The 25,645-nt window shown below is 61.8% G+C and carries 34 protein-coding genes and 1 pseudogene; 15 read left to right on the forward strand and 20 right to left on the reverse strand.

All coding sequences use genetic code 11. The annotated features are described in order from the left end of the window. Window positions 1-75: 75 nt before the first annotated feature. Both AC0QUY_RS03760 and AC0QUY_RS03765 read left to right on the forward strand, forming a co-directional pair. A complete protein-coding gene (locus tag AC0QUY_RS03760; protein WP_475385822.1) occupies window positions 76-228 on the forward strand; it encodes a hypothetical protein in 153 nt (50 codons plus the stop codon). Between the two features lie 135 nt (window positions 229-363). Next, on the forward strand, window positions 364-561 hold the full coding sequence (locus tag AC0QUY_RS03765; RefSeq protein WP_475385823.1) for a hypothetical protein: 198 nt from the start codon (window positions 364-366) through the stop codon (window positions 559-561). 242 nt (window positions 562-803) lie between these two features. On the opposite strand, the gene AC0QUY_RS03770 is transcribed toward AC0QUY_RS03765, so the two are convergent. Next, window positions 804-1,052 (reverse strand): transcriptional regulator, encoded by a 249-nt coding sequence (locus AC0QUY_RS03770; RefSeq protein ID WP_475385824.1) that lies wholly within the window; start codon window positions 1,050-1,052, stop codon window positions 804-806. A 317-nt stretch (window positions 1,053-1,369) separates the two neighbouring features. On the opposite strand from AC0QUY_RS03770, the gene AC0QUY_RS03775 reads away from it, so the two are divergent. Next, window positions 1,370-1,942, forward strand: a complete 573-nt coding sequence (locus AC0QUY_RS03775) for a hypothetical protein (protein WP_475385825.1) — start codon at window positions 1,370-1,372, stop codon at window positions 1,940-1,942. A gap of 472 nt (window positions 1,943-2,414) precedes the next feature. On the opposite strand, the gene AC0QUY_RS03780 is transcribed toward AC0QUY_RS03775, so the two are convergent. Next, entirely contained in the window at window positions 2,415-2,564 is a 150-nt protein-coding gene (locus AC0QUY_RS03780) for a hypothetical protein (RefSeq protein ID WP_475385826.1), read from the reverse strand. A gap of 281 nt (window positions 2,565-2,845) precedes the next feature. Here AC0QUY_RS03780 and AC0QUY_RS03785 point away from each other — a divergent pair, with 281 nt between their 5' ends. Continuing rightward, window positions 2,846-3,070, forward strand: a complete 225-nt coding sequence (locus AC0QUY_RS03785; protein ID WP_475385827.1) for a hypothetical protein — start codon at window positions 2,846-2,848, stop codon at window positions 3,068-3,070. Between the two features lie 612 nt (window positions 3,071-3,682). On the opposite strand, the gene AC0QUY_RS03790 is transcribed toward AC0QUY_RS03785, so the two are convergent. After that, window positions 3,683-3,961 (reverse strand): hypothetical protein, encoded by a 279-nt coding sequence (locus tag AC0QUY_RS03790; RefSeq protein ID WP_475385828.1) that lies wholly within the window; start codon window positions 3,959-3,961, stop codon window positions 3,683-3,685. Between the two features lie 421 nt (window positions 3,962-4,382). On the opposite strand from AC0QUY_RS03790, the gene AC0QUY_RS03795 reads away from it, so the two are divergent. Next, window positions 4,383-4,982 (forward strand): hypothetical protein, encoded by a 600-nt coding sequence (locus tag AC0QUY_RS03795; protein WP_475385829.1) that lies wholly within the window; start codon window positions 4,383-4,385, stop codon window positions 4,980-4,982. Window positions 4,983-5,384: 402 nt separating this feature from the next. On the opposite strand, the gene AC0QUY_RS03800 is transcribed toward AC0QUY_RS03795, so the two are convergent. The 3 genes from AC0QUY_RS03800 to AC0QUY_RS03810 form a co-directional block, all read right to left on the reverse strand. Further along, window positions 5,385-5,837: a hypothetical protein gene (locus AC0QUY_RS03800; protein WP_202639392.1), complete on the reverse strand. Its 453-nt coding sequence runs from the start codon at window positions 5,835-5,837 to the stop codon at window positions 5,385-5,387. Next, the gene (locus tag AC0QUY_RS03805) at window positions 5,834-6,022 is read right to left on the reverse strand and encodes a hypothetical protein (protein ID WP_161852112.1); all 189 of its coding nucleotides are present in this window, start codon (window positions 6,020-6,022) and stop codon (window positions 5,834-5,836) included. The genes AC0QUY_RS03800 and AC0QUY_RS03805 overlap by 4 nt, the downstream gene beginning before the upstream one ends. Window positions 6,023-6,123: 101 nt before the next feature. Beyond that, complete coding sequence (locus AC0QUY_RS03810) at window positions 6,124-6,456, reverse strand: hypothetical protein (protein ID WP_475385830.1); 333 nt, start codon at window positions 6,454-6,456, stop codon at window positions 6,124-6,126. On the opposite strand from AC0QUY_RS03810, the gene AC0QUY_RS03815 reads away from it, so the two are divergent. Continuing rightward, complete coding sequence (locus AC0QUY_RS03815) at window positions 6,455-6,640, forward strand: hypothetical protein (protein WP_161856418.1); 186 nt, start codon at window positions 6,455-6,457, stop codon at window positions 6,638-6,640. The genes AC0QUY_RS03810 and AC0QUY_RS03815 overlap by 2 nt on opposite strands. 27 nt (window positions 6,641-6,667) lie before the next feature. Here the strand turns inward: AC0QUY_RS03815 and AC0QUY_RS03820 are convergent, their stop codons facing one another. Further along, on the reverse strand, window positions 6,668-6,823 hold the full coding sequence (locus tag AC0QUY_RS03820) for a hypothetical protein (protein ID WP_161852113.1): 156 nt from the start codon (window positions 6,821-6,823) through the stop codon (window positions 6,668-6,670). A gap of 403 nt (window positions 6,824-7,226) precedes the next feature. Here AC0QUY_RS03820 and AC0QUY_RS03825 point away from each other — a divergent pair, with 403 nt between their 5' ends. Further along, the gene (locus AC0QUY_RS03825; RefSeq protein ID WP_161852114.1) at window positions 7,227-7,493 is read left to right on the forward strand and encodes a hypothetical protein; all 267 of its coding nucleotides are present in this window, start codon (window positions 7,227-7,229) and stop codon (window positions 7,491-7,493) included. Between the two features lie 442 nt (window positions 7,494-7,935). Here the strand turns inward: AC0QUY_RS03825 and AC0QUY_RS03830 are convergent, their stop codons facing one another. From AC0QUY_RS03830 to AC0QUY_RS03840, 3 genes are all read right to left on the reverse strand, one after another. After that, complete coding sequence (locus AC0QUY_RS03830) at window positions 7,936-8,367, reverse strand: hypothetical protein (RefSeq protein ID WP_161852115.1); 432 nt, start codon at window positions 8,365-8,367, stop codon at window positions 7,936-7,938. A gap of 348 nt (window positions 8,368-8,715) precedes the next feature. Next, a complete protein-coding gene (locus tag AC0QUY_RS03835; protein ID WP_475385831.1) occupies window positions 8,716-9,486 on the reverse strand; it encodes a transposase in 771 nt (256 codons plus the stop codon). After that, window positions 9,461-10,027 (reverse strand): transposase, encoded by a 567-nt coding sequence (locus AC0QUY_RS03840; RefSeq protein WP_475385832.1) that lies wholly within the window; start codon window positions 10,025-10,027, stop codon window positions 9,461-9,463. Before AC0QUY_RS03840 ends, AC0QUY_RS03835 begins: the two co-directional genes overlap by 26 nt. Window positions 10,028-10,218: 191 nt before the next feature. Between AC0QUY_RS03840 and AC0QUY_RS03845 the strand changes: the two genes are divergently transcribed. Beyond that, entirely contained in the window at window positions 10,219-11,061 is an 843-nt protein-coding gene (locus AC0QUY_RS03845) for a GNAT family N-acetyltransferase (RefSeq protein ID WP_475385833.1), read from the forward strand. 22 nt (window positions 11,062-11,083) lie between these two features. On the opposite strand, the gene AC0QUY_RS03850 is transcribed toward AC0QUY_RS03845, so the two are convergent. The 4 genes from AC0QUY_RS03850 to AC0QUY_RS03865 form a co-directional block, all read right to left on the reverse strand. Beyond that, complete coding sequence (locus AC0QUY_RS03850) at window positions 11,084-12,130, reverse strand: AI-2E family transporter (RefSeq protein WP_475385834.1); 1,047 nt, start codon at window positions 12,128-12,130, stop codon at window positions 11,084-11,086. Window positions 12,131-12,242: 112 nt separating this feature from the next. Continuing rightward, window positions 12,243-12,545 carry a copper-binding protein gene (locus AC0QUY_RS03855; RefSeq protein WP_475386039.1) on the reverse strand — a complete coding sequence of 101 codons (303 nt, stop codon included), beginning with the start codon at window positions 12,543-12,545 and terminating at the stop codon, window positions 12,243-12,245. 29 nt (window positions 12,546-12,574) lie between these two features. After that, window positions 12,575-13,036, reverse strand: a complete 462-nt coding sequence (locus AC0QUY_RS03860) for a cupredoxin domain-containing protein (RefSeq protein WP_475385835.1) — start codon at window positions 13,034-13,036, stop codon at window positions 12,575-12,577. Between the two features lie 139 nt (window positions 13,037-13,175). Further along, the gene (locus AC0QUY_RS03865; RefSeq protein ID WP_475385836.1) at window positions 13,176-13,628 is read right to left on the reverse strand and encodes a hypothetical protein; all 453 of its coding nucleotides are present in this window, start codon (window positions 13,626-13,628) and stop codon (window positions 13,176-13,178) included. 166 nt (window positions 13,629-13,794) lie between these two features. Here AC0QUY_RS03865 and AC0QUY_RS03870 point away from each other — a divergent pair, with 166 nt between their 5' ends. Both AC0QUY_RS03870 and AC0QUY_RS03875 read left to right on the forward strand, forming a co-directional pair. Next, the gene (locus AC0QUY_RS03870; protein ID WP_475386040.1) at window positions 13,795-14,994 is read left to right on the forward strand and encodes an MFS transporter; all 1,200 of its coding nucleotides are present in this window, start codon (window positions 13,795-13,797) and stop codon (window positions 14,992-14,994) included. A 36-nt stretch (window positions 14,995-15,030) separates the two neighbouring features. Further along, entirely contained in the window at window positions 15,031-15,441 is a 411-nt protein-coding gene (locus AC0QUY_RS03875; protein WP_475385837.1) for a hypothetical protein, read from the forward strand. 16 nt (window positions 15,442-15,457) lie between these two features. On the opposite strand, the gene AC0QUY_RS03880 is transcribed toward AC0QUY_RS03875, so the two are convergent. Further along, on the reverse strand, window positions 15,458-15,862 hold the full coding sequence (locus AC0QUY_RS03880) for a DUF4864 domain-containing protein (RefSeq protein ID WP_475385838.1): 405 nt from the start codon (window positions 15,860-15,862) through the stop codon (window positions 15,458-15,460). Between the two features lie 247 nt (window positions 15,863-16,109). Between AC0QUY_RS03880 and AC0QUY_RS03885 the strand changes: the two genes are divergently transcribed. Beyond that, window positions 16,110-16,388 (forward strand): DUF1488 family protein, encoded by a 279-nt coding sequence (locus AC0QUY_RS03885; RefSeq protein WP_161852123.1) that lies wholly within the window; start codon window positions 16,110-16,112, stop codon window positions 16,386-16,388. A 53-nt stretch (window positions 16,389-16,441) separates the two neighbouring features. On the opposite strand, the gene AC0QUY_RS03890 is transcribed toward AC0QUY_RS03885, so the two are convergent. Further along, window positions 16,442-16,873: a cupin domain-containing protein gene (locus tag AC0QUY_RS03890; protein ID WP_161852124.1), complete on the reverse strand. Its 432-nt coding sequence runs from the start codon at window positions 16,871-16,873 to the stop codon at window positions 16,442-16,444. A 120-nt stretch (window positions 16,874-16,993) separates the two neighbouring features. Between AC0QUY_RS03890 and AC0QUY_RS03895 the strand changes: the two genes are divergently transcribed. Next, window positions 16,994-17,884 carry a LysR family transcriptional regulator gene (locus AC0QUY_RS03895; RefSeq protein ID WP_161852125.1) on the forward strand — a complete coding sequence of 297 codons (891 nt, stop codon included), beginning with the start codon at window positions 16,994-16,996 and terminating at the stop codon, window positions 17,882-17,884. A 46-nt stretch (window positions 17,885-17,930) separates the two neighbouring features. Here AC0QUY_RS03895 and AC0QUY_RS03900 read toward each other — a convergent pair. Beyond that, a pseudogene (locus AC0QUY_RS03900) lies at window positions 17,931-18,613 on the reverse strand (crotonase/enoyl-CoA hydratase family protein). Between the two features lie 122 nt (window positions 18,614-18,735). Next, on the reverse strand, window positions 18,736-20,331 hold the full coding sequence (locus AC0QUY_RS03905) for an ATP-binding protein (RefSeq protein ID WP_475385839.1): 1,596 nt from the start codon (window positions 20,329-20,331) through the stop codon (window positions 18,736-18,738). Between the two features lie 473 nt (window positions 20,332-20,804). Between AC0QUY_RS03905 and AC0QUY_RS03910 the strand changes: the two genes are divergently transcribed. Then, window positions 20,805-21,209: a nuclear transport factor 2 family protein gene (locus tag AC0QUY_RS03910; protein ID WP_475385840.1), complete on the forward strand. Its 405-nt coding sequence runs from the start codon at window positions 20,805-20,807 to the stop codon at window positions 21,207-21,209. Window positions 21,210-21,221: 12 nt separating this feature from the next. Here the strand turns inward: AC0QUY_RS03910 and AC0QUY_RS03915 are convergent, their stop codons facing one another. Continuing rightward, on the reverse strand, window positions 21,222-22,106 hold the full coding sequence (locus AC0QUY_RS03915) for a beta-keto acid cleavage family enzyme (RefSeq protein ID WP_475385841.1): 885 nt from the start codon (window positions 22,104-22,106) through the stop codon (window positions 21,222-21,224). A gap of 33 nt (window positions 22,107-22,139) precedes the next feature. After that, window positions 22,140-22,688 carry a cupin domain-containing protein gene (locus tag AC0QUY_RS03920; RefSeq protein ID WP_161852131.1) on the reverse strand — a complete coding sequence of 183 codons (549 nt, stop codon included), beginning with the start codon at window positions 22,686-22,688 and terminating at the stop codon, window positions 22,140-22,142. A gap of 153 nt (window positions 22,689-22,841) precedes the next feature. Here AC0QUY_RS03920 and aptA point away from each other — a divergent pair, with 153 nt between their 5' ends. After that, window positions 22,842-24,170, forward strand: coding sequence for an omega-aminotransferase AptA (gene aptA, locus AC0QUY_RS03925; RefSeq protein WP_161852132.1), 1,329 nt, complete (start codon window positions 22,842-22,844; stop codon window positions 24,168-24,170). A 121-nt stretch (window positions 24,171-24,291) separates the two neighbouring features. Continuing rightward, window positions 24,292-25,557, forward strand: coding sequence for a D-amino acid dehydrogenase (locus AC0QUY_RS03930; RefSeq protein WP_475385842.1), 1,266 nt, complete (start codon window positions 24,292-24,294; stop codon window positions 25,555-25,557). Window positions 25,558-25,645: the final 88 nt, after the last annotated feature.

Here is a 25,645-nt window from a genome sequence, read left to right on the forward strand (position 1 = left end):
TGATCGCGCGACGCTTTGAAGGAGTGAGACGTATGACGCTCCTGCGGGTCCGCCATGGATGAGCTGGAGGGTGTGGTGCGCGCGAGAACGGGCCAGCGTGAGACGAAATTCATGCGGTTGCGTGAGCGCGTCGAAGCCTGCACCGCCGGCAAATATCAGTTGAGCGAGTTCGAGGGGGCATCGCCCGGCATCATCCTGCGCAGTATCGACTTCCGGAAACAGCGATAGCAGCTTCCCTATGTACCCTTACTTGACATACGCTAGGCGTTATTTCGGTGTAAGCTATCAGTCATCACCGCTTCGTCCATGGCAACCGTCGGTGACTGAGAGTGTTGTGCTCCCGCCGCAAACTGGGAGCGCCACATGCTCGACCCGCAACTGACCAACGAGCCTTCGCCCCGCGAGACTCTGTCCCGCTGTCCGATGTGCCAGGCCTGCGTGAAGGTGCTGCGCGTTGTGCCGGGAAGACCCGGCTTCGAGCATTGGACCTTGAGATGCTGGACCTGCGGGCTTGTCCATGAAGCCCAGACTTCCGCAGATCCGATCAAAGCCGAAGCCTGAGGCTGGTGCGCGGCCCCGCGCCGAAAGGCTCTCGAAAGCCATTCTCGACGTTAGCCGTCGAACTGTTTCAGGCATTCGCAGCCGACTGCCCGCGTGCAAGCCAAAGCGTTAGCGATGGAGTGGAGACGTCTGGTCGCCGCGCGCGGCAGCTGCCGAATGTTCGCGTGGCAGGGACCGCAGTGAGCGTCAGTCGGGTATACGTGCCGATAGCCCCGTCATGGACATCGAGCCAGGCTTCCCTCCTACTTGGAAGCTGACTTCCTCCGCTTGCTTTTGGTTGCCGGCACGTCGGCCGCATTACGCTCGTCTTCGCGCCTTCTCGCTTCCTCGGCTTCCCTCAAAGTTCGCAAGCGCGCCATGTTTTCGCGAACCGCAATAGCTTGCCGTTCGACATCGACCAAAGCTTTTTTTCCCTCCTCGGCCGCGATCCTAAGACGATTTGCTCTCGCAATGCTTTCAGGGGAAGGTTCGCCCGATTTTCTGCTAACCATGTTCTTCCCCTCAATTTCACGACGAAAACCCGCTCAACCCTTGGGCCGAACGGGCATAGCGCTTTCCAGTACATCCGTGGAAAAGCGCGACGGGCGTCAGACGAGCGAGAGATTGAGCCTGCGGGCGCATTCAACAAGGCACAGGCTGATCGAATGAATCTAACATATAGCAGTTTCCCTGTGTTGCAATGGGCGCAGCCAACTTACCCTTAACTCCATGCGCGGAGGGGCGATGGGTATCGCTTCCGCCTTCGCTGGAGGAGCTACGGCGAACAAGTCGCTCCATCCTTCATACACGCTACTGGGGACCGCGCCTCATGGCCATCACAGCAAGACCCGTCGCAGAACATGATCTCAAACTGATCTGCGAGCACCGCGAGCGAATGTTCGCCGCCTCCGGCCGCACGCGTGAATCGCTGCGGCAGATGACGGCGGCTTTCGAGCAATGGCTCGCACCACGACTTGGCGACGGCAGCTATTTCGGCTGGATGCTGGAGGAGGCGGGCGTCGTGATCGCGGGCCTCGGCATGATGATCATCGACTGGGCCGCCGCATCCGAGCCATCCGACCGACCACCGCCGCGCGTATATCCTCAACGTCTTCGTCGAGCCCGAACACCGCGGCAAGGGTTTGGCGACGCAGTTGATGGCGTTGGCCGAGGCGAGGGCGCGCGAACGTGGCGTCGGCTATGCGATCCTGCATTCGACCAAGCAGGGTCGGCCACTGTACGAAAGGCTGGGGTGGGGGCCGACGAGCGAGATGGCGATGCGCTGGGAGTAAGGACGAACGGCTTCGGAATGAGGACACTCATCGCAAAGACGGTGCTGCACGTAGCACGTAGGATGGGTGGAGCGAAGCGATACCCATCGATCGCGTACGTCGATAGGTGATGATCGCGTACGTCGATAGGTGATGGGTTTCGCCTCGCTCTACCCATCCTACGGCGCAACGCCGAAGACGGAATTGGGTTCCTGCGACTTTTGACGATCACGGTCGAACTGCTTTTGAGGCAGACACGTTATGGATGTGGGGCGTAACAGAGTGAGCGCTGCCATGTGGATGGAACTAGGTCTGCTGGGCGCAGCTGGATTACTGCCTGTGATTGTTGTGGTTGCGATCTTTCAAGCCGCCAATCTGCGGCGAGGCAGAAAGATCGGGCCGTCTCCGGACCGCAATTGGGTTTCTTCTTCTGAACTCAGAGGCCCGGATTAACTTCTGCGATCAGCTCGTAACCGCCTCTATGGTTTCAACAAGCGCAACCCGGACGAGCGGAGCGACATTCGTTGTCCTGCTACCCACATACTCGCGGCAAATGCGACAATGACCGTCGCGCCCGCGCGCTGCATCGCCCATTCCCGCGAGCTAGTCATGAAGGTCTGGCACTTGAAGATAATGACCGTTGACGCTTCTCGCGGCGTGACCGGCCACCACTGCAGCCGCCATCGAAATAACCATCAGGATCAAAACGGCAAAGATGATGCCAATCAATTTCAAAGCGCGCTTGTCTGCCATCGCGAAGCGTCCTTCAAGGGCCGAGAAAGACCCGGTCGTTATTCCGAGCCGGGCCTTTCCCTCCCTCTCGCAATTCCGCTTATTGAACAACACGAAGAAAATAGTATCCGAGGCCACCGACAACGATCACGGTCGGGACGGCCCAAAGCAGCAGAACTGGCATGTACGCCTCCTCCTCATCGGCTGCCCTCATCGATAAACGCTGTTCGATTGCCACTTGTTCCCGCACCGAACTTCCGTGGTATGATGCTTTACCGAAAGCACCCGAGGGGAACAGCCCCATGCCGATTTATCGCCTGTTGCAAAATATGCCGATGGGGCCTGAAGAGATCAGCCGCTTGACGACCGCCTATGAGCAAGCATTGCGCGCCATCGGCATCGTTGACCGAGGCGATCCGCTGGCTGAACTTCTCGCCAAGAAAATCATCGAAGTTGCACAGACCGGCATCCGCGAGCCGGCCGACATCTCTGCTCAGGCGATCAAAGAAATCGGCATCCCAACCTAGACGCCTTCACGTCGCGTCATCCTCGTGGATCATTCACGAGGATAGCTACTGCCGGACAAAATCTTAACGATCTAAATGCAGGTAGCTCGCATGAGCAAAGCGATATGCGGGGCTCGGCATTACCAACCCCGATGTCGCTTCCGCCTACGCTCGTTGAGTTAGGGGACAAGTCACTCATCCGGGCTACGCTTGCTTTTTCTCCACGCGTTCGGCTGGCGCGAGCCTCCTTTTCCGCCTGGCAAGCGATCTTGTTCCTCCATTCAACATTCGCGCGTCGGAAACATCCGGGCCGACGTTAACCCTATCGGCAAACAGGCTCTACGGGGGTCGAGTTATTCCGTGAGCCGCCACCAAGTTGTCGCATTAGACCGGAGAATTTTCACCGCCACTGAACAAGTGGAGAAGCATAATGCTGAAGATGGTGTTGGTGGGCCTCCTCATCCCATTGGGTGTAGGAGTACTAGCGGCAATGGAACTCAGAACTCCAATGCGTAGTGCGGTAGTGGTCGTCCAGCCCCCTGTCGAGACAACCGTAGGCACTTCCGATTCACATGTTGCGTTGGCGAAGGCTGATCGACTTGAAATTGCCGCTGCGAGCAGCGAGGCACCAGCTCAGCCTGCGCTAGTCGACGAGCGCATTTCTCCGTCGGAAAGCATCAGTATCAGTTCTTCGGAGCCCCCGAGGGTGATCATCCGCCATCGACACGATCCCAAATCAAAGAAGGTCACTACCGGGGCTCGTCCTAAGTCGAAACCAAAGATCACCGCTATCAACCGAACTACTATTTCTGAGCGGCGAAAGGCCGCCAGCAACACCGAACCCTGTCGGCTAAGCGCGTTTGGTGGGTTGCGCAAAGCTTTGAATTCAATCGACTGCGAAATCTGATTCATTGGAACGGCTTCGGTCTGAGGTGCCGCAGTGCATGGGGGCAGTCCCGCCACATCGATGCAACGGACTTACCGAGTTTCTACGACCCATCGAGATTCAAGATAAATAAGAAGCCACCTTGCACGCCTTCCGCGCGGCTACAGGACCGGGGCCCCGGTCTTGCTCTCCAGATCAGAATGAATCCACCGCCTTGCCGGATTTGAGCCCTATTGTGACCCATGTCGCGGCCAAAGGTCGTTTCCGAGGGGGCGCAACTCTGGGGTTCTCATGTCCGGTCATCTGCGATTTTGCATCGCTGCCTTTGTACTTCTCGTAGGTCTCCCGACTTCGCCTGCGTCTTCGAATCCTCTTGCAGACTTGTTCAATGTCTCTCCTCCCCAGACAGCCACTGAGCCTGCCCCCGCGGAAAAGGAAAGGGAGTGCTTGCCACGGCCCGGTACGTCGACGGCGGAGGGGCAGCGCTGGGTCTATCGCTCTGAGGGGCGCCGCAAGTGCTGGTTCCAGGCTGCCGATGGGACCGCGACGGTGAAGCAGGTTCGTCATCGCACCGCGAAGCCTCGTGTCGCCGCTCCCGAGGAGAATGAAACCGCGCGGCGCAACAAGGCGGTCATGGATGCGCGTGCGGAGATGCTGCGCTCCGCACCGGCGGAAACGTCTCAGCCGACGCGGCCCGCTCCCGAACTCAACGTGGTTGATGCCGCTTCCGCCCCGGCTACGGGGGCCGCGGCCTTTGTGCCGCCGGCAGCCGTCGCCAACGGCGCGACCGATCAACTCACACCTGACCAGCCCGCGCCGCGCCGGCTCGACGCGGAGACGCTTCTGGCAGCCGCACCGGCCCCACGCGACGCGGCTGCCGTTTCCGCTCCTTCAGCCGCGCCGGTCTCTTCTCCCATCGCCGAGGCGGCCGACGACGGGTGGGGCTGGATGGCAACCTGGCTTGGCGTGCTGCTGATGGCGCTGGGCCTCGCCTCCGTCTTGGGCTCGAGCCGGACCCTTCGAGAGGCCGTGCTGCTGCGCGATTGATGCGAAGAGCAGTGGCTGTCCTATGCGGGCAGTGGCCAAGTAATCCTCAGCCTCTTCGTGGAGCCAGCGCATCGGCGCAGGGGGACTTGCCAAACGTTTTTTGGCGCTGGCCGACGAGAGGGGCCGCGAAATCGGCCTTTGCTGCGCGATTCTTCGATCGACGCGGCAAGGCCGCGCGCTCTACGAAAGGGATGGGGACCGACGAGCGAGTTGCGATCCGCCGGGGAATAGGCGGCAACACCAACATGAACTCATCGGGATAAGTAGGCGCGTTGAGGTGCAGTGATGCCGCGCGAAGAGGCGATGGGTATCGCTTTCGCTCCACCCATCCTACGCGCTCAGCAACAGAGATCAGTGGACAGAAAAGCCGAAGCGAAAAACGGAGCGCCGCAGGTCAACCTTTTAGCGACCTAAAAGCCAAATCCTCGCGCTCCATAGCGCATCAAAAGTCTCGGGGATGTAGTTCGGTGCCCGCGCTTGCACGGCTTCCTCCGGTGCCCAATCTTGCACGGCTTCCTTCGGCGCCCAGGCCTGCGCGTCCAGTGGATTGAAGCGCTTCTCCGGGACCATGTTCACGACATTCTTGACATCTTTGCGCGACGGTTGCGCGGGCTCGTCCTTAGGCAATGGTTGCGCGGCCACGCCCTTGGGCCATTCCAGCAGGGCTTTCGAAAGCCCCGGCTTGCCTTCGTACCAGCATTTTCGTCCGTCGATGAGACGATACGACCACCATTTTCCGTTCGGATCTGACGGCATCGCGGCGCTGCATTGCTGTTTTGCTTCCACCCTTGGCATTCCCAACAACAGCGCCGCAACGAAAGCCGTCAGAGCCATTGATGAAAGCTGCTTGCTCATTTGGGCGCCTCGAAGCAACTGCGCTGCTGCAAGCGGCTCACGGCAGCCATCACATCGGGGCGTTCGAGAACTTCCACCAGCTTGTCGAGGACACGCTCATTGTTCTGAGGACGGGGTTGCAGGTATTCTTCCAGTATGGATTGGGCCTCGCCAATTGCCTGAATTGCCAATTGTTGATCGGTCATACGCGTTACTCACAAAGCGCCCCGCGAAAAAGAAAGGAGGCAAATCAAGACTGCATTTGGGTTTTTCCCCGTTTTTCTTCAGAGTTCCATCAATTTTTGTTTCAGCGTTGCTGAGGCCCAACAATTTCTCGGGTCAGGTAAGTAATTGATTTGCATAATAATTTAGCGGAGGCGCCCTTATTAGGAGCGCTTATAAGGGCCAGTGCGACGATCTCGAAGGCACCGCACGGCGCATCCTGTTCGAAGGCAATGAAACGGGCCTGTGCTCGCGAAAACATCCCGCGGAATACCGTCAGCGGACGCCACTTGATCGAATTGTGATGTGGCGGCGTGAGCCAGTTCACAGAACTTGCCGGCTGTTCGGCAAGAATGGGGCATCGCCCGACCGAACAATTCACCTCAAATCTTTTTCGGAAAATTGAGGGCTGTGTCATGAGTAAGCTCGAACACCTGCTGCAGCAAGCAACCCGCGCCGAGAGGGTCTCGAAAGCCATTATCGATATGCTCACTGCCGACCGGCTTCAGGCATTCGCAGTCGAATGTCGCGCGCAAGCCAAGGCGCTCGAGACCGAGCAACAAAAAGGCAGTCCATCGCAACCCGTCAGGCCCGCCGCTTGAGCAGAGCGGCAATTGTAGCTGTTGCTCTCACCAACACGCGCGCGACTTCTCGATGATGAAGTCCGGCGGCGTCGCGGGCATGTCCGCAGGATCTGTGGGTCGGTCAGGCTGCAGCATGCAGGATGGGTGGGCGTAGCGATACACATCAATCACGTGCGCCAGATGCGTGATGGGTTTCGCCACGCTCGACCCATCCTACGCACGGCCCTCGGCCAGCAATTCGACCCCTGCTGGCATATCCGTACCTTGTAGGCTTCAGCAGGGGGAAGGGCGAAGCGCAGGCAAGCGATGGGTCTCGCTTCCACGTTCGCTCCAGCGAGCTACGGCGGCACTGATTTGCGCGAGCCCGCAAGGATTGTTGGGGATGGTGACTGCGCGCTGCAAGAACCGCATCCAGAAATGGTTGCGCGTGCAAGCGCGCTACCTCGGTCGCTTCTGTCGGCCCTGGCCCAAATTGTTCCAGCGGAGCGTCGCCTTTGTTACGGGAACTCGTGCCCTGAAAATCGATTGTTCGTGTGCTGCCTCGCCCTGTTGGAGGCAGGGCAATCGGAAGTGGACGGCACGGGCTTCTGCCGGAGCACTTTAAATGAAAACATTTTTCAAGGCCGTCATCTGGATAGCGGCCCTCGTCGTAGGTCTTGTTTTTTGGAATGTGACTCCCGACTTTCGACCGCTGGTCTCTTCGATTCTGGCGGCAGCATTCGTCTGTTACGTATTGTCTGTTATCGTCGAAGTCACCGTCAAGCGCGTCATATCGGACGAACAATCGGAGCTCCGTAGCCGTCTTGACGTCCTGGATCGCAAGGTTACCGCAATTTTACGGGACACGTTTGAACGACGCCGCCTTCGATGAAGGATTTGAAGCAGTGGCGCGCCAGGCAAGCGCCGACAATAAAGCTCTGGCGGCCCGCGTCGTTGGCGCAAACGCGCCGTGGTGCCTGGCAGCTTCCTCAGGCCATATTCACTCAAAAAGCAGTAGGACCAATCCACTGCTGAGTGCTGTCAGCCAGATTAGCGAGACCACGAAGGGGACATCGTGATGTGTCATGCTCATCAACCCAGCGAAAGGCCGCCCGATCTTATGATCCCGCGGCCTCCAGGTTTACAATCAATTGCCAAGTATTATTTCGATTCGCTCGTTCTCGGAGAGTACACCTGCGGTGGGCCTTTTGCTTCACAAATGATAAGTTTTGGGAAAAAGCGGCAAAGCGGCCGAAGGTCCCGGGAGGCGGGCGTCGGTCGAATTCCGACCGACGCCCCGCCCGAGCGGCAACGAACCCGTGTGAGCCGTCAGCCTAGTCGCAGTACGACCACCTGCCATAGCCGTCGTCGCACCGCGCTCGCGCGCGGTAGGGTACGGGCAGCGGCGGCCGCGGCGCGTATTCGACCGCGTAGTCATTGTCCTGCGCGTAGTAACGCTCCTTAGCGTAGTAGCGCTCGGGATAGGCGGGCGCTCGGTCCACATAGACCGGCTGCGCGGGGTAGCCGTATTCGCCATAGACCGCTGCCGGGGCGCGGAAGGCAGGGGGAGGCGCTTCGTAGGAGCGATAGCCGTAACCGGGTTCTGCGTAAGGCGATTGCCGATAGGCCGCCCCCGGGCGCACATAGACGTTCGAGGAGGGCGCATAAACTCCGCCCGGCGCCACGTAGACGGATGAGAGGTCGCTGGCCGCGGCGGGCGCGGAGCACAGGGCAGCAAAGGCCAGCGCGAGCGATGATCGGTACATGTGTGAAGCCTCCAACTACTCAAGCCGCGCCAGCCAGCACGGTTAATTTTCGCTAAACAAAACGCAGGGCGCAATGATATTTTGCGCGAATAAGTGTGCCATTTCTGGACTGCACACATACATTTGCATCGTGAGTTGAGGAACAAGCGCAGCGCGACCAAGTGCGCAGTTTCGCAATTGTCGTGTTTGCAAATTCGGTAGATGGCTCCGTCATTGCCTGCGACAAACGCGAAGCGTTTGCGCAAGGGAGCGAAGCGACGGGCCTGTAAGCTTTTCGTCGATCGGGCCGGACGGCGACGGATGGTGTTGTTGGATTGAGCGGCTGGTGGAGCATGCGGGGTCGGCATGTCAGGCGGGCTTAAGTGCGCGGCGGCTGATTGCCCACATGAGATTGTGGGTCACAGCATGAAGCAGACAGGCGATGCGTACCTTGACCAGGCCGCGCAGTACCATCCGGCCAAAGCCGCGGTTCTTCAGGCGGGCATGGACATGTTCGGTGTTGCTGCGCCGTTTGTAGACCGCTTGGCCTTGTTCACTGTCCATGCGAACGCGCCACACCCTCAGGCATTGCGGTTCGGCTGCGCGGTTGCGTTCGTATCGCGCCTTGCTCTCCGGTTTGGAGGCGTCCTTGCGGGCCGGTAGTGGGCTGAACACCTGCATGGAGGGATAGGTTTGGGCGAGCGTGCCGATGTCGGCCGCGGTCATCGCTCCGGTGTCGGCCAGCAGCCGATCCGGCAGTTTGCCGCAACGCTGTTCGACCTGTGCCATCATCGCCGGCGCAAGACCACGATCATTGCGCCGCTGGACGGGGTCGATCGCGACCACGAAGCCATTGGCGCTCGCCACCTGCACGTTGTAGGCGGGCCGTACAGCGCCGTCCGCCATTCGCATCAGCGGCGCATCGGGATCGGTCGTCGAGACACGCTCTTCCTTGGGTTTCTTGCCGCTTTTGCCGCCAGCAGGCGGCGGCTCGTCACCCTCGTTCTGGTCCTTCTCCTTGTCCGTCGGCGCTGCTACAGGATGCTTGGTCAGCGCCGCCGCACGGCGGGCGCGATCTTCAGCCGCAGAGAGGCGGCGCTTCGACAGCCGCCGTTCACCCGCCGCAGAATCTGCTTCCAATTCCTGCTTCAACTCGGCAACCCTGGCCCGGGCCTTCTCTTCCAGCTCGGTGAGGCTTTTGCCTTCGCCGCATCGACGAACGGCTGGCTGCGGCTCTGATCTTGGTGCCGTCGGTGATCACCTCATCCAGCGTGATCAGGCCTTCTTTCATCAAGGCCGCCAAGCTGCGTGTCAGCAGGCCATCGAGGAACTCGCCGCTGTCCACCCGAAACTCCGACAGCATCGTGTGGTTCACCCCGACCCCGCCGCAGATCCACCGATAGATCGTATGATGCTCGCACAGCCGGGCCAGCGCACGGGCCGATCCAATCCCATCGGCCGTTGCGTACAGCCAAAGCGCCAGCAGAATGCGCGGGTCGGTCGCCGGGCGACCCGGCTTCTCGCCGCGCGCCTTGATGCGGTCGTAAAACCATTGAAGGTCCAAGCCTTCAACGAAGGACCACACAGCCCGTACCGGGTGGTCGTCAACCACCAGGCTCTCAAGGTCGACCAACTCAAAACCAGACTGGCTACGTTCCGCCTGTCGAATGCGAACTTCCATCACGCGCTCCAAATTTCCTCACGCAATGAAACACGCAACATCACCAAAAAAATGACAGGCCCGACGAAGCAATCCATGTTTCCTTGCGGCTCAATGGATTGCTTCGCGGAGCCTGTCATCGGGCGCGCGTTCGCGCGACCCGTTGGCTCGCAATGACGGCTGAAGACACGCACACACAGGATCACCCGCCAATGAGCGCCTTCGCCATCCGAACCATGCAGCCTGACGAAATCTCCCTCGCCATAGACTGGGCCGCAGCCGAGGGCTGGAATCCGGGGCTCGCCGACGATGCCTGCTTTGCGTCCGTCGATCCCGAAGGATTCTTCATCGGCGAACTCGACGGCGCGCCTGTCGCGACCGTTTCCTGCGTCAATTACGATGCGCGCTTTGCCTTTCTCGGCTTTTACATCGTGCGCGCGGATCTGCGCGGCAACGGCTACGGGATGCGGATATGGAATGCGGCCATCGCGCATGCCGGCGCGCGCGTGATCGGGCTCGACGGCGTGGTGGCGCAGCAGGACAATTACAAAAAATCCGGCTTTCAGCTCGCTTACGCCAACATTCGCTATGGCGGCGTGGTGACTGTGCCGGATACGTCGCGGGCCGGGGTGATTGCGCTGAGCGACGTTCCGATGGCGGCGATCGAGGCGGATGATGCGACGGTGTTTCCGGCGCCGCGGCCAGCGTTTTTGCGCGCCTGGATCGCCTCGCCCGGGCATGTCGGTTGTGCAGTGGTGCGCGATGGCGGGCTTAAGGGATGGGGTGTGATCCGTCCGTGCCGGAAGGGTTTTAAGATCGGGCCGCTGGTTGCCGACGATCGCGCGACGGCGGAGACGATACTGTCCGCCTTGCTTGCAAAAGTGAACGGCGGTGAGATTTTTCTGGATGTACCCGGCATCAACCGCGAGGCGGTCGCGCTGGCGGAAGGAATTGGGCTCGCGCCGGTGTTCGAGACGGCGCGGATGTACACGGGCGCGATTCCGCCGCTGCGGCCGGAGCGGGTGTTCGGCGTTACCAGCTTTGAATTGGGGTAGGGAATGCAACCACCCGCGGATGCTAGGCGCCCCGCCGCGACGCCGAAAAGATCTCCCAGCTCACCATGAAGATCGCCGCGATCAGCGGGCCGATGACAAAGCCGTTGAGGCCGAAGACTTCGATGCCGCCGAGCGTCGAGATCAGCACCACGTAGTCCGGCAGCTTGGTGTCCTTGCCGACCAGGAACGGGCGCAGCACATTGTCGACGAGGCCGATAACGAGTACGCCATAGGCGATCAGGCCGAGGCCCTGCCAGATCGCGCCGGTGGCGAGGAAGTAGATGGCGACGGGGACCCAGACCAGGCCGGCGCCGACGGCCGGCACCAGCGACAAGAACGCCATCAGCACGGCCCACAACAGCGCGGCGTGAACGCCGAGAAACCAGAACGCCAGCCCGCCGAGCGCGCCTTGCGCCATCGCGACCAGAATGCCGCCCTTGACGGTGGCGCGGACGACGTCGGCAAAGCGGCTGAACAATGCGGCCTTGTGGTCGGCGCCGAGCGGAACGGCTTCCTTGATCCGTTCCGCCAGCGCCTTGCCGTCCCGCGTCAGGAAGAACAGCAGGTACAGCATGATGCCGAGGCCGATCATGAACTCGAACGTGTTCACGCCGATGCTGAGCGCTTGCGGCGCCAGGATCTGGCCGCCCTTCATCAGGCCGGACGACAAGGTCTCGCGAAGTCCCGAGAGGTTGGTCAGGTTGAACCGCTCCAGCCAGCCCACCGCCCAGGCCGGCAGCGCATCGAAGATGCGCTGGATGTAGCTCGCAAGATCATATTCACCGGACTGGATTTTGCCAAACAGGGAGGTTGCTTCCTGGACCAGCGAAGTCGCGACGATGGCGAGCGGCAGGATCACGATGGCGATGGTGAGCAGGACCGTCACCACCGCCGCGAGGTTCGGCCGGCCGGGCATCGCGCGCAGCAGCGCGCGGTTGACCGGCGCAAAGATGACGGCGACGATGATCGCCCAGAGGATGGCGCCGTAGAACGGCTGCAGAACCCAGGCAAAGGCGAGGGTGACGGCAAGCAGCAGCAGCCGGAAAACCTGGTCGTCAATTCGTCGCACGGGCATCTCGTTCGTTGGTTTCTCGGCTGCGCCGTCGTTCGGGCAAGCGGCGGATGGGTTTCGCTTGCGCTCTACCCATCCTACGGAGTTGCGTCGCGATGTCGAGGAGCGCTCACTTGCTCTTCTGGATCTTGGTCACCGTATAGGCCGAGCCGGCTTGCTCCGCCTCGAACTCCACCTTGTCGCCGACCTGCACCTCTTTCAGCATCGCGGGGTCCTTGACGCGGAAAGCCATGGTCATGCCCATGTCCATGCCGAGGCTCTTGATCGGGCCGTGCTTGAGCGTGATCTTGCCGGCGGCCTCGTCGATCTTCCTGACTTCGCCCTGGACAGCTTCGGCCTGCGCGTAGGCTGCGGGCAGCAACGGGATCGCCGCGAATATGGCGACGGCCAAAGTCTGCATCGTCTTCTTCATCATCATCATCTCTCTGGGCTCGTTTTCACTCACTTCACCGTCACCTTGCCGATCATGCCGCTCTCCCGGTGGCCGGGGATCAGGCACGAATATTCGAACGTGCCTGATTTGGTGAACTTCCAGACGATCTCGGCCGACTTGTTCGGCTTGAGCCGCACGGCGTTCGGATCGTCGTGCTCCATATGCGGATGCTTCTTCATGTCGTCAGCGTGGTTGAGGTTTTCTTCCGTGGTGGCGAGCAAAAATTCGTGGTCGTCCTCGCCGACGTTGCGGATCACGAAGCGAATCTGCTCGCCACGCTCCACCTCGATACGTGGCGGCGTGTAGGCCATCTCGCTCATTTTGACCTCGATGGTGCGCGAGGTTCTTTTGGGATCGCCGGGCTCGCCTGCCGAATAGGTTTTGTGGGTGTGCTTGTCGTGGCTGAACGCCAGTAGCGGCCATGCCGAAAGGCCGATCAGCACGAGGCCGACCATTGTGATATTCTTCATCTCTGTTTCTTTCCTCTTCGTTCCTCAGCGAAGCGCCGCCGCGATGTGCGGCCCGCCAGGCTGAATCCATGATCTCGCGATGCGCCGCGGGCATGCGCGCGCTTCAATCGCGCGGCGGCCCACCTCGTTACGTCAGAGATCAGGCGATGGGAGGACGGTAGAGTAGAGGGGGCGCCTTGCCTGGCAGGCGCTGGAAATTCTCGGAGACGCAGGTCGACATCGGCTGCGAGGGTTTTGCGATGGCGGGCAGATCGGCCGCGATCGCGGAGACGCAGAGCATGGCACAGCACGGGCTCATGGCGCCGTTGCCGTCATGCTCATGCTTGGCCGGTTCGGGCATGGCGTGACCGGCATCGGCGTGATGCATCGCATGCTGATCCGCCTGCATCTCATGATCCTGATCCGCGGTGGCATGCTCCGGCTCAGCACCCTCATGCCCGTGGACGGCCGCCGTTCCGGACTGGTGCATGAGGCACGATGCGGCGTCGCCGAGGGCCAGCGATGCGCCTGGCGCGAGCACGCAAAACAGGTAGAGCAGGGCGGCAAACCACCCCGCTTTGGCGCGCATCGGCCTCGTCAAGCGAACGAACATTTCGGTACCCTAATGCTGCTCGCCGGTTCAGCCAAGCCATTGGAGGGCTGCTGCCCCATCACATCTGCATGCCCAACATAGCGGCAATGTGGCTTGACGTTAGGCGAATTGCCTCCGAAGTTGCGTTGCCGTGGTAATTTCTTCTGAGATCTCTAGAGAGTCCGACCTGTTCGTTCCCGATTCGCGCCGGGCGTGGACTCGGCTTGCCGTGGCCGTCCTGATCGGCTCGCTCGGCAGCGTCGGCATGTGGTCGGTGGTGGTCGCGCTGCCGGTGGTGCAACTCGATTTCGGCGCGAGCCGCGGCACCGCTTCGCTCGCCTTTACGATGATCATGCTCGGCTTCGGCTCCGGCGCGGTATTGACCGGCAAGATCACCGACCGTTACGGCATCGTCACCGCGATCGGGCTCGGTATCGGCATTTTGGGGCTCGGCTATATCGTCGCGGGCATGTCGACCTCGATCTGGCATTTCATTCTGGTGCATTTCGCGATCGGGCTGTCGTCGTCGGCCACTTTCGGCCCGCTGATGGCGGAGGCTTCCCACTGGTTCGACCGCTACCGCGGGCTCGCGGTCGCCGTCGCTGCCAGCGGCAATTACATCGGCGGCGCGATCTGGCCGCCGCTGGTGAATCTCGGCATCGAGCAACTGGGCTGGCGCACCACCCACATCGCGCTCGGTATCTTCACCGCGGTGGCGATGACGCTGGCGCTGATCGGCCTTCGTATGCTGATGGGGGCGGGCGGCCAGCGCGACCACGAGAACGCCGCCCCGCCGCGCATGGATCTGCGAATTTCCACCAATGCGCTGACGGCGATCCTGTCGCTCGCCGCGATTGCCTGCTGCGTCGCGATGTCGATGCCGCAGGTGCATATCGTCGCCTATTGCAGCGATCTCGGTTATGGCGTGGCGCGCGGTGCCGAGATGCTGTCGCTGATGCTCGGCTTCGGCATCATCAGCCGGATCGGAAGCGGATTTCTTGCCGACAAGATCGGCGGCATCCGCACGCTGCTGATCGGCTCGGTGGCGCAGGGCACGGCGCTGTTGTTCTATCTGTTCTTCGACGGCCTGACCTCGCTCTACGTCATTTCCGCGATGTTCGGCCTGTTCCAGGGCGGCATCGTGCCGAGCTACGCCATCATCGTGCGCGAGGCGATGCCGGCCTCGGAAGCCGCGACACGGGTGGGCATCGTGATCTTCGCCTCCGTGTTCGGCATGTCGTTGGGCGGCTGGGTCTCGGGCGCGATCTTCGACGCGACAGGCTCCTACATGGCGGCGTTCGCCAACGGGCTGGCGTGGAATGCGCTCAACATCGCGATCATGCTGCTGCTGTTGATGCGCGCGCGTCAGCGGCTGGCGATGGCTTGAGGATCGATCCAGGAACTTTGGCGCGGCAGCGGCACCATGGCGTTTGCGATCAAGGCCGAAATCTCCGATCCGCGCGCGAAAGCGTTCTCGCTGATTGCGCAGAAGACGATGTATGGCGGCAAACATATCGCCGAAGGCGACACAATATTCGTGTTTGCGAGCGAGAACGAGGGCGGGCAAGGCCTGATCGCGCGCGGCGTCGTCACCTCCGCCGAAGCGGTTGCGAAGAAGCGTGGCGTCGCGAGGCAAACGCCGCGTATGAGCGTCGAGATCAGACGCACGGCGCTCACGAAGCGGCCGCTGGGGCGGAGCGAACTCAAGGGATTCACCGACTGGAATGACGGCCAACCCGAGAGCGAACTCAATTTCAAATTCTATCGCCAGGCAACGAACAAGATCGTCGGCATCTCGGACCAGGCTGCGGATTTCCTCGGCGATTTCTTCTAGCCGACGCTGCGGGAGCCTAGACCGCCTGTCCCGCCTTCAGTAGCGAACACCCCGTGATCTTCAGGCTGCCGTCGCTCTGCTGCTCCAGCGTGTACATCGCCTCCCAGGCTTCGCCATTGTCGTCGACGATGTGGACGCGCTGGGCGATGCGGCCGCCGGCTGAGCGCGCTTCGCCGAATTCAAAGCTCCTGTGGCGATAGACCGGCGCGTAGCCCTGGCGAACCATCTGCATGAAGATGTCGGCCTGCGGAAAGAGCTGCTTGATCTCGGGCGCGGCATGGGAATAGGCCGCTGCGGCATCGTCGCTGGCGAAGGCCTGCTCCTGGGCGCGGATCACGCTTTGCGCGGCGGCGACGTCGTCGGCCCTGGCGGGGGCGAGGAAGGCTAGCAGGCAGGCAAGAAGCAGGACGACAGCGCGCATGAGGGTGCTCCCGATGGTTCGCGATGAACCGGCAGTGCGCTGAACCAGTCTATCACGGCGCGGCGGAAGTGAGGATACCGCATGCACCGTGGGCCCAGACCGCCGATTTGATCGAGGTACGCAGCCAGGCCGATCCGGGTTCGGATACCGCGCCACGTCGCGACAGAAAATGCGATTGAGCGAGAATCATGCGCGGACACCGGGAACAAGCCGATGGGACCACCGTTTCTCTCCGGGAGGACAACCGATGACGCTCGCGCGCGGCAGTATCCGCGGTTATGAAATCGACCGGATGGTGCTGCTATTCTCCATGATGGACGGGCCGAAGGAAATACCCTGTGCCGTCAGCGCTTCGGCGATGGACGATCTGGAACATGTGCCGCGGACGGCGCCGGAGCGGCGCGAGGAGCAATTCCTTCGATTGCGCGACCGGATCGAGCAATGCGCGTCGCGCAAGTTTGACGCCCGGGAGTTCGAGGGGACGCCGCCCGGCATCATCGTGCGGAGTATCGATTTTCGCCGTTAGCTCTGTTGCAGGGCCTGTTCCAGGCGACGGCTGCCGCCGCTATGGCAGGCCGCCTAGTGCGAGTGCAGGTCGAGAAATGGCGTGTCGTTGGCGCTGACATAGAAGATGACGACCTTGGTCGGCTCGGTGGCGCTGCGGTTATAGCCGGTCATCGGCACCTTGGGCGGCTCGACCAACGCTTCGCCGGCCTTGACCGTGAGCGGCGGGCGGCCGTCGAGCTCGAGGGTAAAGGTGCCTTCCAGCACATAGACCGTCACCGGAAAACGGTGGGTGTGATAGACGGTCTTGTCGCCCGGCTTGAACGTTGCCGTCATGACCCGCACGGTTTGCCTGTCGTCTTTGGGTAACCCCTCGACGACCTGCTGCAGCACCATATTGGGCTTGGCGAGATTGGGTGCTGCCGCGCCGTGCTGCTGCGCCAATGCAAGATTGCTGACGCCGAGGCCGGCGAGCAGGGCGATGCCCGGGACGAGATGGCTGCGCATGTATCGCTCCTTTGTTGGCCAATCATGGCGCGGTTTCGATGCAGAAGCTTAGGGCGGCATGGCCGTGCCGCGGGAGCCGCAAGATTGCTAGGGCCCGCCCCAAAAGTGCATAATGGGTGCATGTTCGACTGGAACGATTTGAAGTACTTTCTCGCCGTCGCGCGCCATGGCAGCACGATTGCCGCCGGCAAGGCGCTCGGCACCAGCCAGTCGACCGTGCACCGCCGGCTCGAAGAGCTCGAACGCCGGATCGGGCAGGCGCTGGTGACGCGGCAGGTGAGCGGCTACCGGCTCACCGAATACGGCACCACGCTGTTGCCTTTTGCCGAACGCATCGAGGCTGCGGTCGCGGATTTCCAGCGGCGGGCAGCCGACGTCGAACAGGACATGAAGGGCACGATCCGCGTCACCTGCCCGGAGCCGATCGTCATCCGCATGACACAGTCGGGCCTGATCGAGCGGTTTCATGCGCGCTATCCGCATCTGCGCGTCGAATTCATCACCAGCGACCGCTATCTCGATCTGTCGAAGGGGGAGGTCGACATCGCTTTCCGCTCGGGCGACACCGACGACGAGCTGATCGGCCGCAAGATCGCGGACTCGTTCTGGGGCGTCTATGCCAGCCGAGACTATGTCGAACGTCACGGCAAGCCCGATCGCGTCGAGGACTTGTCGCAGCATTCTATCGTCGGCTTCGACGAGACGCTGGCTGGTCACCGCGCTGCAAAATGGCTGAAGGACGTAGCGCCCGACGCCAGGATGCCGGTGCGCAACAACAGCGTGCTTGGTCTCGTCTCCGCGGTGAAATCCGGCGCCGGAATAGGACCGCTGCCGACGGCGCTCGGCGACGCTGAGCCTGATCTGGTCCGCGTGCTCGGCCCGATTCCGGAATTGACGCGAAGCTGGCGGTTACTGACGCATCCCGATATCCGCCGCGTGCCGCGGATCGCGGCGTTTTTCGATTACATCATTGAGCAGCGTGACGCGCTGAAACCGACCCTTACCGGATAAGAGAGGAGGAAACCGCCGCGCCTACCGGATCGATCCGCGAGATTGATCAACGCCCTTGAAACACCGCGGCGCGGCGCTCGATGAAGGACTGAATGCCTTCGCGCGCGTCGGCGCTGTTGAGCACGCGCTCGCGGACTTTCGGAATGTAGGCGATGGCCGTCTGCTCGCCTTGCTCGACATATTTCAGGGCCGCTTCCTTGGTGACCTGGATGCCGAGCGGCGCATTGCCGGCAATGATCTTGGCGAGTGCCATCGCGCGTTCGACCTGCTGGCCGGCAGGCACGACTTCCTGCACCAATCCGATCTCGCGGGCGCGCGCTGCGGTGAATTCATCGCACAGGAACAGATGATACATCGCGTTGCCCCAGCCGGTGCGCGACAGGAAGCGGAAATGCGCGCCGCCGAGCGGGGCTATGCCGCGCTTGGATTCCATCTGGCAGAAGCGGGCGTCGTCGGCGGCGGCGACGATGTCGCCGGCCAGCATCAGCTCAATGCCGATAGTGAAGACGATGCCCTGCACCGCTGTGACGATCGACTTCTTGCACGCTTCTGCAGCCCGAAGACGTCGACATTGCCCTCCTTGAAATTCCGCTTCTCGGCGCTGGGGCCGAAGAATCGGGGCATGTCGAGGCCGGCGGTAAAATCCTTGCCCTCGGCACAGATGACGCCGACCCAAAGGCTCTCGTTGTTGTGCAGCTCCGTCAGTGCATCCGACAATTGCTCCATCATCGCCGGAGAGAACGCGTTCTTCTTCGCCGGATCGTCGATGATGATCTTGAAGATGCGATCGTGGCAGGCAGGAACTCGAACTGGTGCTGTCGAGCGCACTGGCGAAGTGAGGCCAAAAGAACTCACGATGCCAGCGCGGTTAGAAGCATCCGCGCGAGGTCGGCGCTGACGTAGGGCTTCGGCAGCAGCAGCACGCCGGCATCGAGACGGCCATGATGAATAAGGGCATTCTCAGCATAACCGGAAGTATACAGCACTTTCAGCTCCGGGCGCCTTTTGATCCCCTCGGTCGCGAGCTGGCGGCCATTCACGCCACCGGGGAGCATTACGTCAGTGAACAGCAGATCAATGCGTTCGGGGCCATCGATGATTGCCAGCGCTTCGGCAGCATTGCCGGCGGCGAGCGTGCGGAATCCGAAGCGGGTGATTTGCGCCACGACATATTCGCGGACCAGCGGGTCGTCCTCGACAATCAAGATAGCCTGGTCGCCATGTTCGCCCGCATATCCGCCGGTCTCGCCGGCCGGCTCCTCCGGGCCACCGCCCGTGGCCTGCGGCAGGTATAGCTTCACGGTCGTGCCGTGGCCTTCTTCGCTGTAGATCTTGATATGTCCATTCGACTGTTTGACGAAGCCATACACCATGCTGAGGCCGAGCCCTGATCCTTTCCCGGCCTCTTTGGTAGTAAAGAACGGTTCAAATACCTTCTCGAGCAGGTTGCTCGGGATTCCACTCCCGGTGTCACTCACTGCAATCATGACATAGTTGCCCGGTCTAACCTCGCTATTCAGGCGAGCGTAGTTCTCATCGAGCACCACATTCTTGGTTTCCAACGTCAGCTTGCCGCCGTCAGGCATGGCGTCACGCGCATTCAGGGCCAGGTTCAGAATCGCGGTCGAGAGCTGACTGGGATCGATCAGAGCCGGTGCGGAATCGTGCGCCAGCATCGATTCAATTTCGATGTGCTCGCCGAGCGTCGGTCGCAGCAGACCCGCTGCATCGATCACCAACGCATTGACGTCGGTATTGCGCGGCTGCAGCGGCTGTCGACGGGAGAACGCCAACAAATGTTTCGTCAGCTCGGCCCCCCTTGCCGCGGCTCCGCTAATCAAGTTGGTGATCTGAACGAGATGGGGACGATCCTTGACAGCATCACTGAGGATCTCAATGGTCCCGGTGATCACGGTCAGAATGTTGTTGAAGTCGTGCGCGACGCCACCGGTGAGCTGGCCGATGGCCTCCATCTTCTGCGCTTGCTGGATGTTGGATTCGGTGGCCTCTTTCTCCTCAAAACGCTTGAGCATGGCCTCGGCCTCGCGGCGTTGCCTGACTTCCTCCTCGAGTGCGGCATAGGCATTCGCAAGCTGAATGCGCGTCGGCAGCACCAGGATCCGCGGCAGCAGCAGCAGCAGGCCTGCCGCGATCGGGACCGAGATCAGCGCCAGGAAGGCCTTGGCCAGGGCCTCGATTTCATAGGCCGGCATCCATATGGTGTAGATGGACAGCAGCCGGGTCACGCCGCAGACTGCGACGAAAATCGCGAACGTCAGGAATACGCCCCGGAACATGAGCTCACGGTGGCGCCGCCACACGAAGAACGCGAGGACGTACGCCGTCGTAAAGAAGGCGCCGGCCACCATCGCGTCGGAAACGACATTCAGCCAGACTAATTCCGGCTTCCACAACAGGCACGCGCCGTGCTCGGTGAGCTTCGACATGTGGAAAGCTCCAAGAAGCGGCCGCAGGGGTGCAGCCACACCAAGGAAACTATTCAGCTTTTTCGCTACCCGCGCAAGCGCAGCGCGGGCTCGGCGAATGTTCTCGTGCCCATCTTTGAAATAGCCTTAATCCCAGGGACCGCGGTGACACCGTGCTCGAACCAATAGGTGACGTCTGCCTTCATGACCACTTCTCGCGCCAGAGTTGGCGGGAGCCCGCTGAGGCGAGGTGGCTGGCAGCGCTCGTCATCGCATCGACGGAAAGGAACGGTCGCTATATATCGCGCCGCGCGGAGCGCCTTTCCAGCGCGCTTGCGAAGTTGGCAAAGATGGCCGCGCGTGACGATTTATTCAGGCGCGCTTGCCGGCTTTTCGACTCAAATCTTGACCGGGAGTAACCCGAATGCGCCACCCTTGTATTGCACAGACCAGTTATGAATGCGCGTTTTCACCCAAAATGTAAGGAGGGTGCGATGAGCGAACAGGAGAACCGGCAGCTCGTTGAGCAGGCTTATGCAAAGTTCAAAGCCGGCGACATCCCCACACTGTTACAATCCATGTCAGAGGACATCACGTGGCAGTTGCCGCAGGTTGAGAACGTGCCATTAGGCGGCAAGCGACAGGGGCGCGGCGAGGTCGGCGAGTTCTTTTCGACGCTCGCGAGCCTAATGGATCCGCGTTCGTTCGAGCCACGCGAATTCATTGCCCAGGCAGACAAGGTTGTCGTGCTGGGTCACTACGACTGGCAGGTCAAAGCCAACGGGCGGACCTGGGAGAGCGACTTCGCGCACGTCTTTACCGTCCGTGGCGGCCAGATCGTAGCCTTTCAAGAGTACACGGACTCAGCCGCGATTGCCAAAGCGTTTAATCAAGCTTGAGCAATTGCTGAATTAGCCGCACGCAGCCAGCGCCTGCCGCATTTCGGCCGGGGTGGCAGGTTCCGCGCCATGCTCGCGCACCATTCGCACGGCTTCTTCGACCAGTTCGATATTGGTCGCGGTGGTGCCGAGCGGCGCGTCCTCGAGGCCGACGCGGATGTGGCCGCCTCGCGTGATCGTCTCGGCAAACAGCGGGCGAAGATCGGCGCTGACGCCCGCGATCATCCAGGGCGCGCCGGGCGCTTCCTCCTCCAGTAGCGCATGGTAGGCCGCAAGCGCATATGGCTGAGGTGGAAGGCCGACCGCGATCAGATTGCAGAACATCAGACGATAGATCGGCGCCTTGACGCCGGCCAAGCGCGCCAGCGCTGCGCCGGCACGCAAAAAGCCGGGCTCGTAGATCGCAAAATCGGTATGCAGGCCGTGGCGCGCCGCGAGATTCAGCGCATATCGAATCTGGGAATCTGGATTCATGTAGGTGCCGCCAGGCAGCGTGTCCGCCGTGATTTTTGTCAGGCTCAGATTGACGCTGCCGGGGTCGATGACGGCGAAATCCAGGAGGCCGCGTGCGGCAAGCTCTTCGATGCCGGCAAATCGGGTCGCGACGTCGGCGAACGGGCTGTCGTCGTCGCTGCCTGTGGTTATGAATGCCGGATAGGACGGATAGACCGGCACATCGACCTGGCCCCGAATGCCTTCGATGATGCGGGCATAGACCTGCCAGTCGAAGGTCTGCGGGCCGCCGCCATCATAGGCATGGACGTGAACGATGGTAGCGCCGGCCCGCGCGCAGGCGACGCCCTCGGCGATGATGGTCTCAACGGTATCGGGAATGCCGGGCTGCAACACGCGGCCCCATGAGCCGTTCAACGCCGCTTCGATCCAGACCTTGCGCATGCTGCCCCCCAAATTTTTCTATCACCGGCCCGCTCAAAACGTCGGTGGCGTGCAGGCCGAGATTACTTCGCACGGCTTGCCGCCGACGCAACGGAAGCGGTGCGGCCTCCGGCTCTCGAAATAATAGGCATCGCCGGGGTCGAGAATGCGGCGCTCGTCGTCGACGGTCACTTCCAGCCGGCCGCTCACCACGATGCCGCCTTCCTCGCCGTCATGGGTCAGCGGCACCCGGCCGGTGTCGCTGCCGGGCTCGTAGCGCTCTTTCAGGATCTGCAACGCGCGGCCGAACATGGTGTCACCGACCTGGCGGTAGGAGATCGGCTGCTTGCCGATCTCGGTCAGTTCGTCGGAGCGATAAAACGCCTTGCGTGGGCGCTCCGGCTCGATCGCGAAGAATTCGGCAAGGCCCATGGGAAGGCCGTCGAGGATGCGCTTGAGCGCGCCGACAGACGGGTTCATCTGGTTCGATTCGATCAGCGAGATCGTCGAATTGGTCACGCCGGAGCGCTTTGCCAGCTCGCGCTGCGACAACTTGTGCCGGGCCCGAATGAATCGGAGTCGCCCACCGATATCGACGCTCATCGGAAAATCCCTGTTGCAGGTGTTTCGGATAGAACAAATATGCCTCGGTGGGGTCAATAAAATCAATAGGTTGCAGAACTCAAGAAAAGGACTTGTTGTGGCTTCCCGAGCGTGGCCCGGTGGTATCTTGAGCTGCCAGCAAAGGAGCTACCCGTGACCCTTCATCAGAAGCCGAACACCCTGCAGACCGACTCGTTCTGGATGCCCTTTACGGCCAACCGGCAGTTCAAGAAAACGCCGCGGCTGTTCGCTTCCGCCGAGGGCATGCACTACACCACGGTCGACGGCCGCAAGGTGATCGACGGCTCCGCTGGTCTCTGGTGCGTCAATGCCGGCCATGGCCGCCGCCAGATCGCCGCCGCCGTCGAGCGGCAGTTGATGAACCTCGACTTCGCGCCGTCGTTCAACATGGGCCATCCACTGGCGTTCGATTTCGCCGAGCGGCTGACCGAGATCGCGCCGAAGGGGCTGGATCGCGTCTTCTTCACCAATTCGGGCTCCGAGTCGGTCGACACCGCGCTGAAGATCGCGCTGGCCTATCAGCGCGCCATCGGGCAGGCGACGCGCACCCGCCTGATCGGCCGCGAGCGCGGCTATCACGGCGTCGGCTTCGGCGGCATGTCGGTCGGCGGCATGGTGGCCAATCGCCGCGCCTTTGCGACCCATCTGCCCGGCGTCGATCACATCCGCCATACCCATGATCTCGCCCGCAACGCCTTCGCCAAGGACCAGCCGGATCACGGCGCGGAGCTTGCCGACGATGTCGAGCGGATGGTGGCGCTGCATGGCGCCGACACCATCGCCGCCGTCATCGTCGAGCCGGTGCCGGGCTCGACGGCGGTGCTGCCGCCGCCGAAGGGCTATCTGCAGCGACTGCGCGAACTCTGTACCAAGCACGGTATTCTCCTGATCTTCGACGAGGTCATCACCGGCTTCGGCCGCTTGGGCGCGCCGTTCGCAGCGGATTATTTCGGCGTCACGCCTGACATGATGACGACGGCCAAGGGCATCACCAACGGCACCGTGCCCTGCGGCGCTGTTTTCGCTAGCCGCAAGATCCATGACGGGCTGATGACGGGCCCGGAGGGAACGATCGAGCTGTTCCACGGCTACACCTATTCGGCACATCCGACCGCCTGCGCCGCCGGCCTTGCGACGCTCGACATCTACAAGGACGAGGGACTTTTGACCCGCGGCGCGTCGATGGCGGAATACTGGCGCGATGGGTTGCATTCGCTGAAAGGCCTGCCGAACGTCGTCGACATCCGCAATTGCGGCCTGATGGGCGCGGTCGAAGTCGCGCCACGCAGCGACGGCGTCGGCGCGCGCGGCTATGACGTGATGGTCGACTGCTTCAATCGCGGGCTTTATTTGCGCATGAGCGGCGACAGCTTTGCGTTGTCGCCTCCCTTGATCGTCGAGAAGAGCCATATCGACGATATCGTCTCGATCCTCGGCGACGCGATCAAGCGGGTGGCCTGATCCTTGCTCGCAGGGAGCCGTAGCGTTTTCGAGCGAAGTGGACCCCGGTTCGCGTAAAGAAAACGCGTCAGACAAAAACTGAAGCCGCGGCGTGAACGCCGCGGCGGATGCGTGAGGAATCGTGAAAGTCATTATTCTCGGCAGTGGCGTGATCGGCGTCACCACAGCCTATTATCTGGCGCGCGCCGGCCATGAAGTTGTTGTCGTCGACCGTCAGGCCGAGCCCGCGCTGGAGACCAGTTTCGCCAATGCCGGCGAAGTCTCGCCCGGCTATTCCTCGCCTTGGGCCGGGCCCGGCGTGCCGGTGAAAGCCATCAAGTGGCTGTTGATGCGGCACGGGCCGCTGGTGATCTGGCCCAAGCTCGATCCCGTGATGTGGATCTGGGGGCTGAAGCTGCTGCGCAACTGCACGATAGAGCGCTACGCCGTCAACAAGAGCCGGATGATTCCGATCGCCGAATACAGCCGCGACTGCCTGCGGGCACTGCGCGACGAGATCGGCATCAAATATGACGAGCGCAGTCGCGGCACGTTGCAGCTCTTCCGCAAGCAGAAGCAGCTCGATACGACTGGCGACGACATCGCGGTGCTCAAGCAGTATGGCGTTCCCTACGAAGTGCTCGACCGCGACGGCTGCATTGGCGCGGAGCCTGCGCTGGCGACGGCGAAGGCCAGTTTCGTCGGCGGACTTCGGCTGCCGCAGGACGAAACCGGCGACTGCCACATGTTTACGCAGGCGCTCGCCCAGGAAGCCGCCAAGCTCGGCGTGCAGTTCAAGTTCAACACCACGATCGAGCGGCTGATCGCGGACGGCGGCAAGATCACCGGCGTGATGACGAGCGAAGACCTGCTGCAGGCGGACAGCTATGTCGCCGCACTGGGAAGCTGGTCGCCGCGACTGCTCGATCCACTCGGCATTTCTGTTCCGGTCTATCCGGTGAAGGGCTATTCGATCACCGTGCCGGTCACCGATCCCGACGGCGCGCCGGTCTCGACCGTGATGGACGAAAGCTACAAGGTCGCGATCACGCGGCTCGGCAACCGCATCCGCGTCGGCGGCACCGCGGAAATCTCAGGCTATTCGAATACGCTGCATCCGGCGCGGCGGGCGACGCTGGATCATTCCCTGACCGACATGTTTCCGCGCGGCGGCGACCTCGGCAAGGCGAGCTTCTGGTGCGGCCTGCGCCCGATGACCCCGGACGGTCCGCCGGTGATTGGCGCCACGCGCTACAGCAATCTGCACCTCAACACCGGCCACGGCACGCTCGGCTGGACCATGGCATGCGGCTCGGGAAGAGTGCTGGCGGACCTGCTGTCGGGGCGGAAGCCGGATATCGACGTGAGCGAGTTGACGGTTAGCCGGTACGAAAAGCGGTTTGGTTGAGGGCGCACGACGCTCTCCGCCGCCGTCAATTGCGAGGAGCGAAGCGACGAAGCAATCCATGTCTCCGCGATCCGCGCGATGGATTGCT

Source organism: Bradyrhizobium sp. WYCCWR15520, from assembly GCF_056174665.1.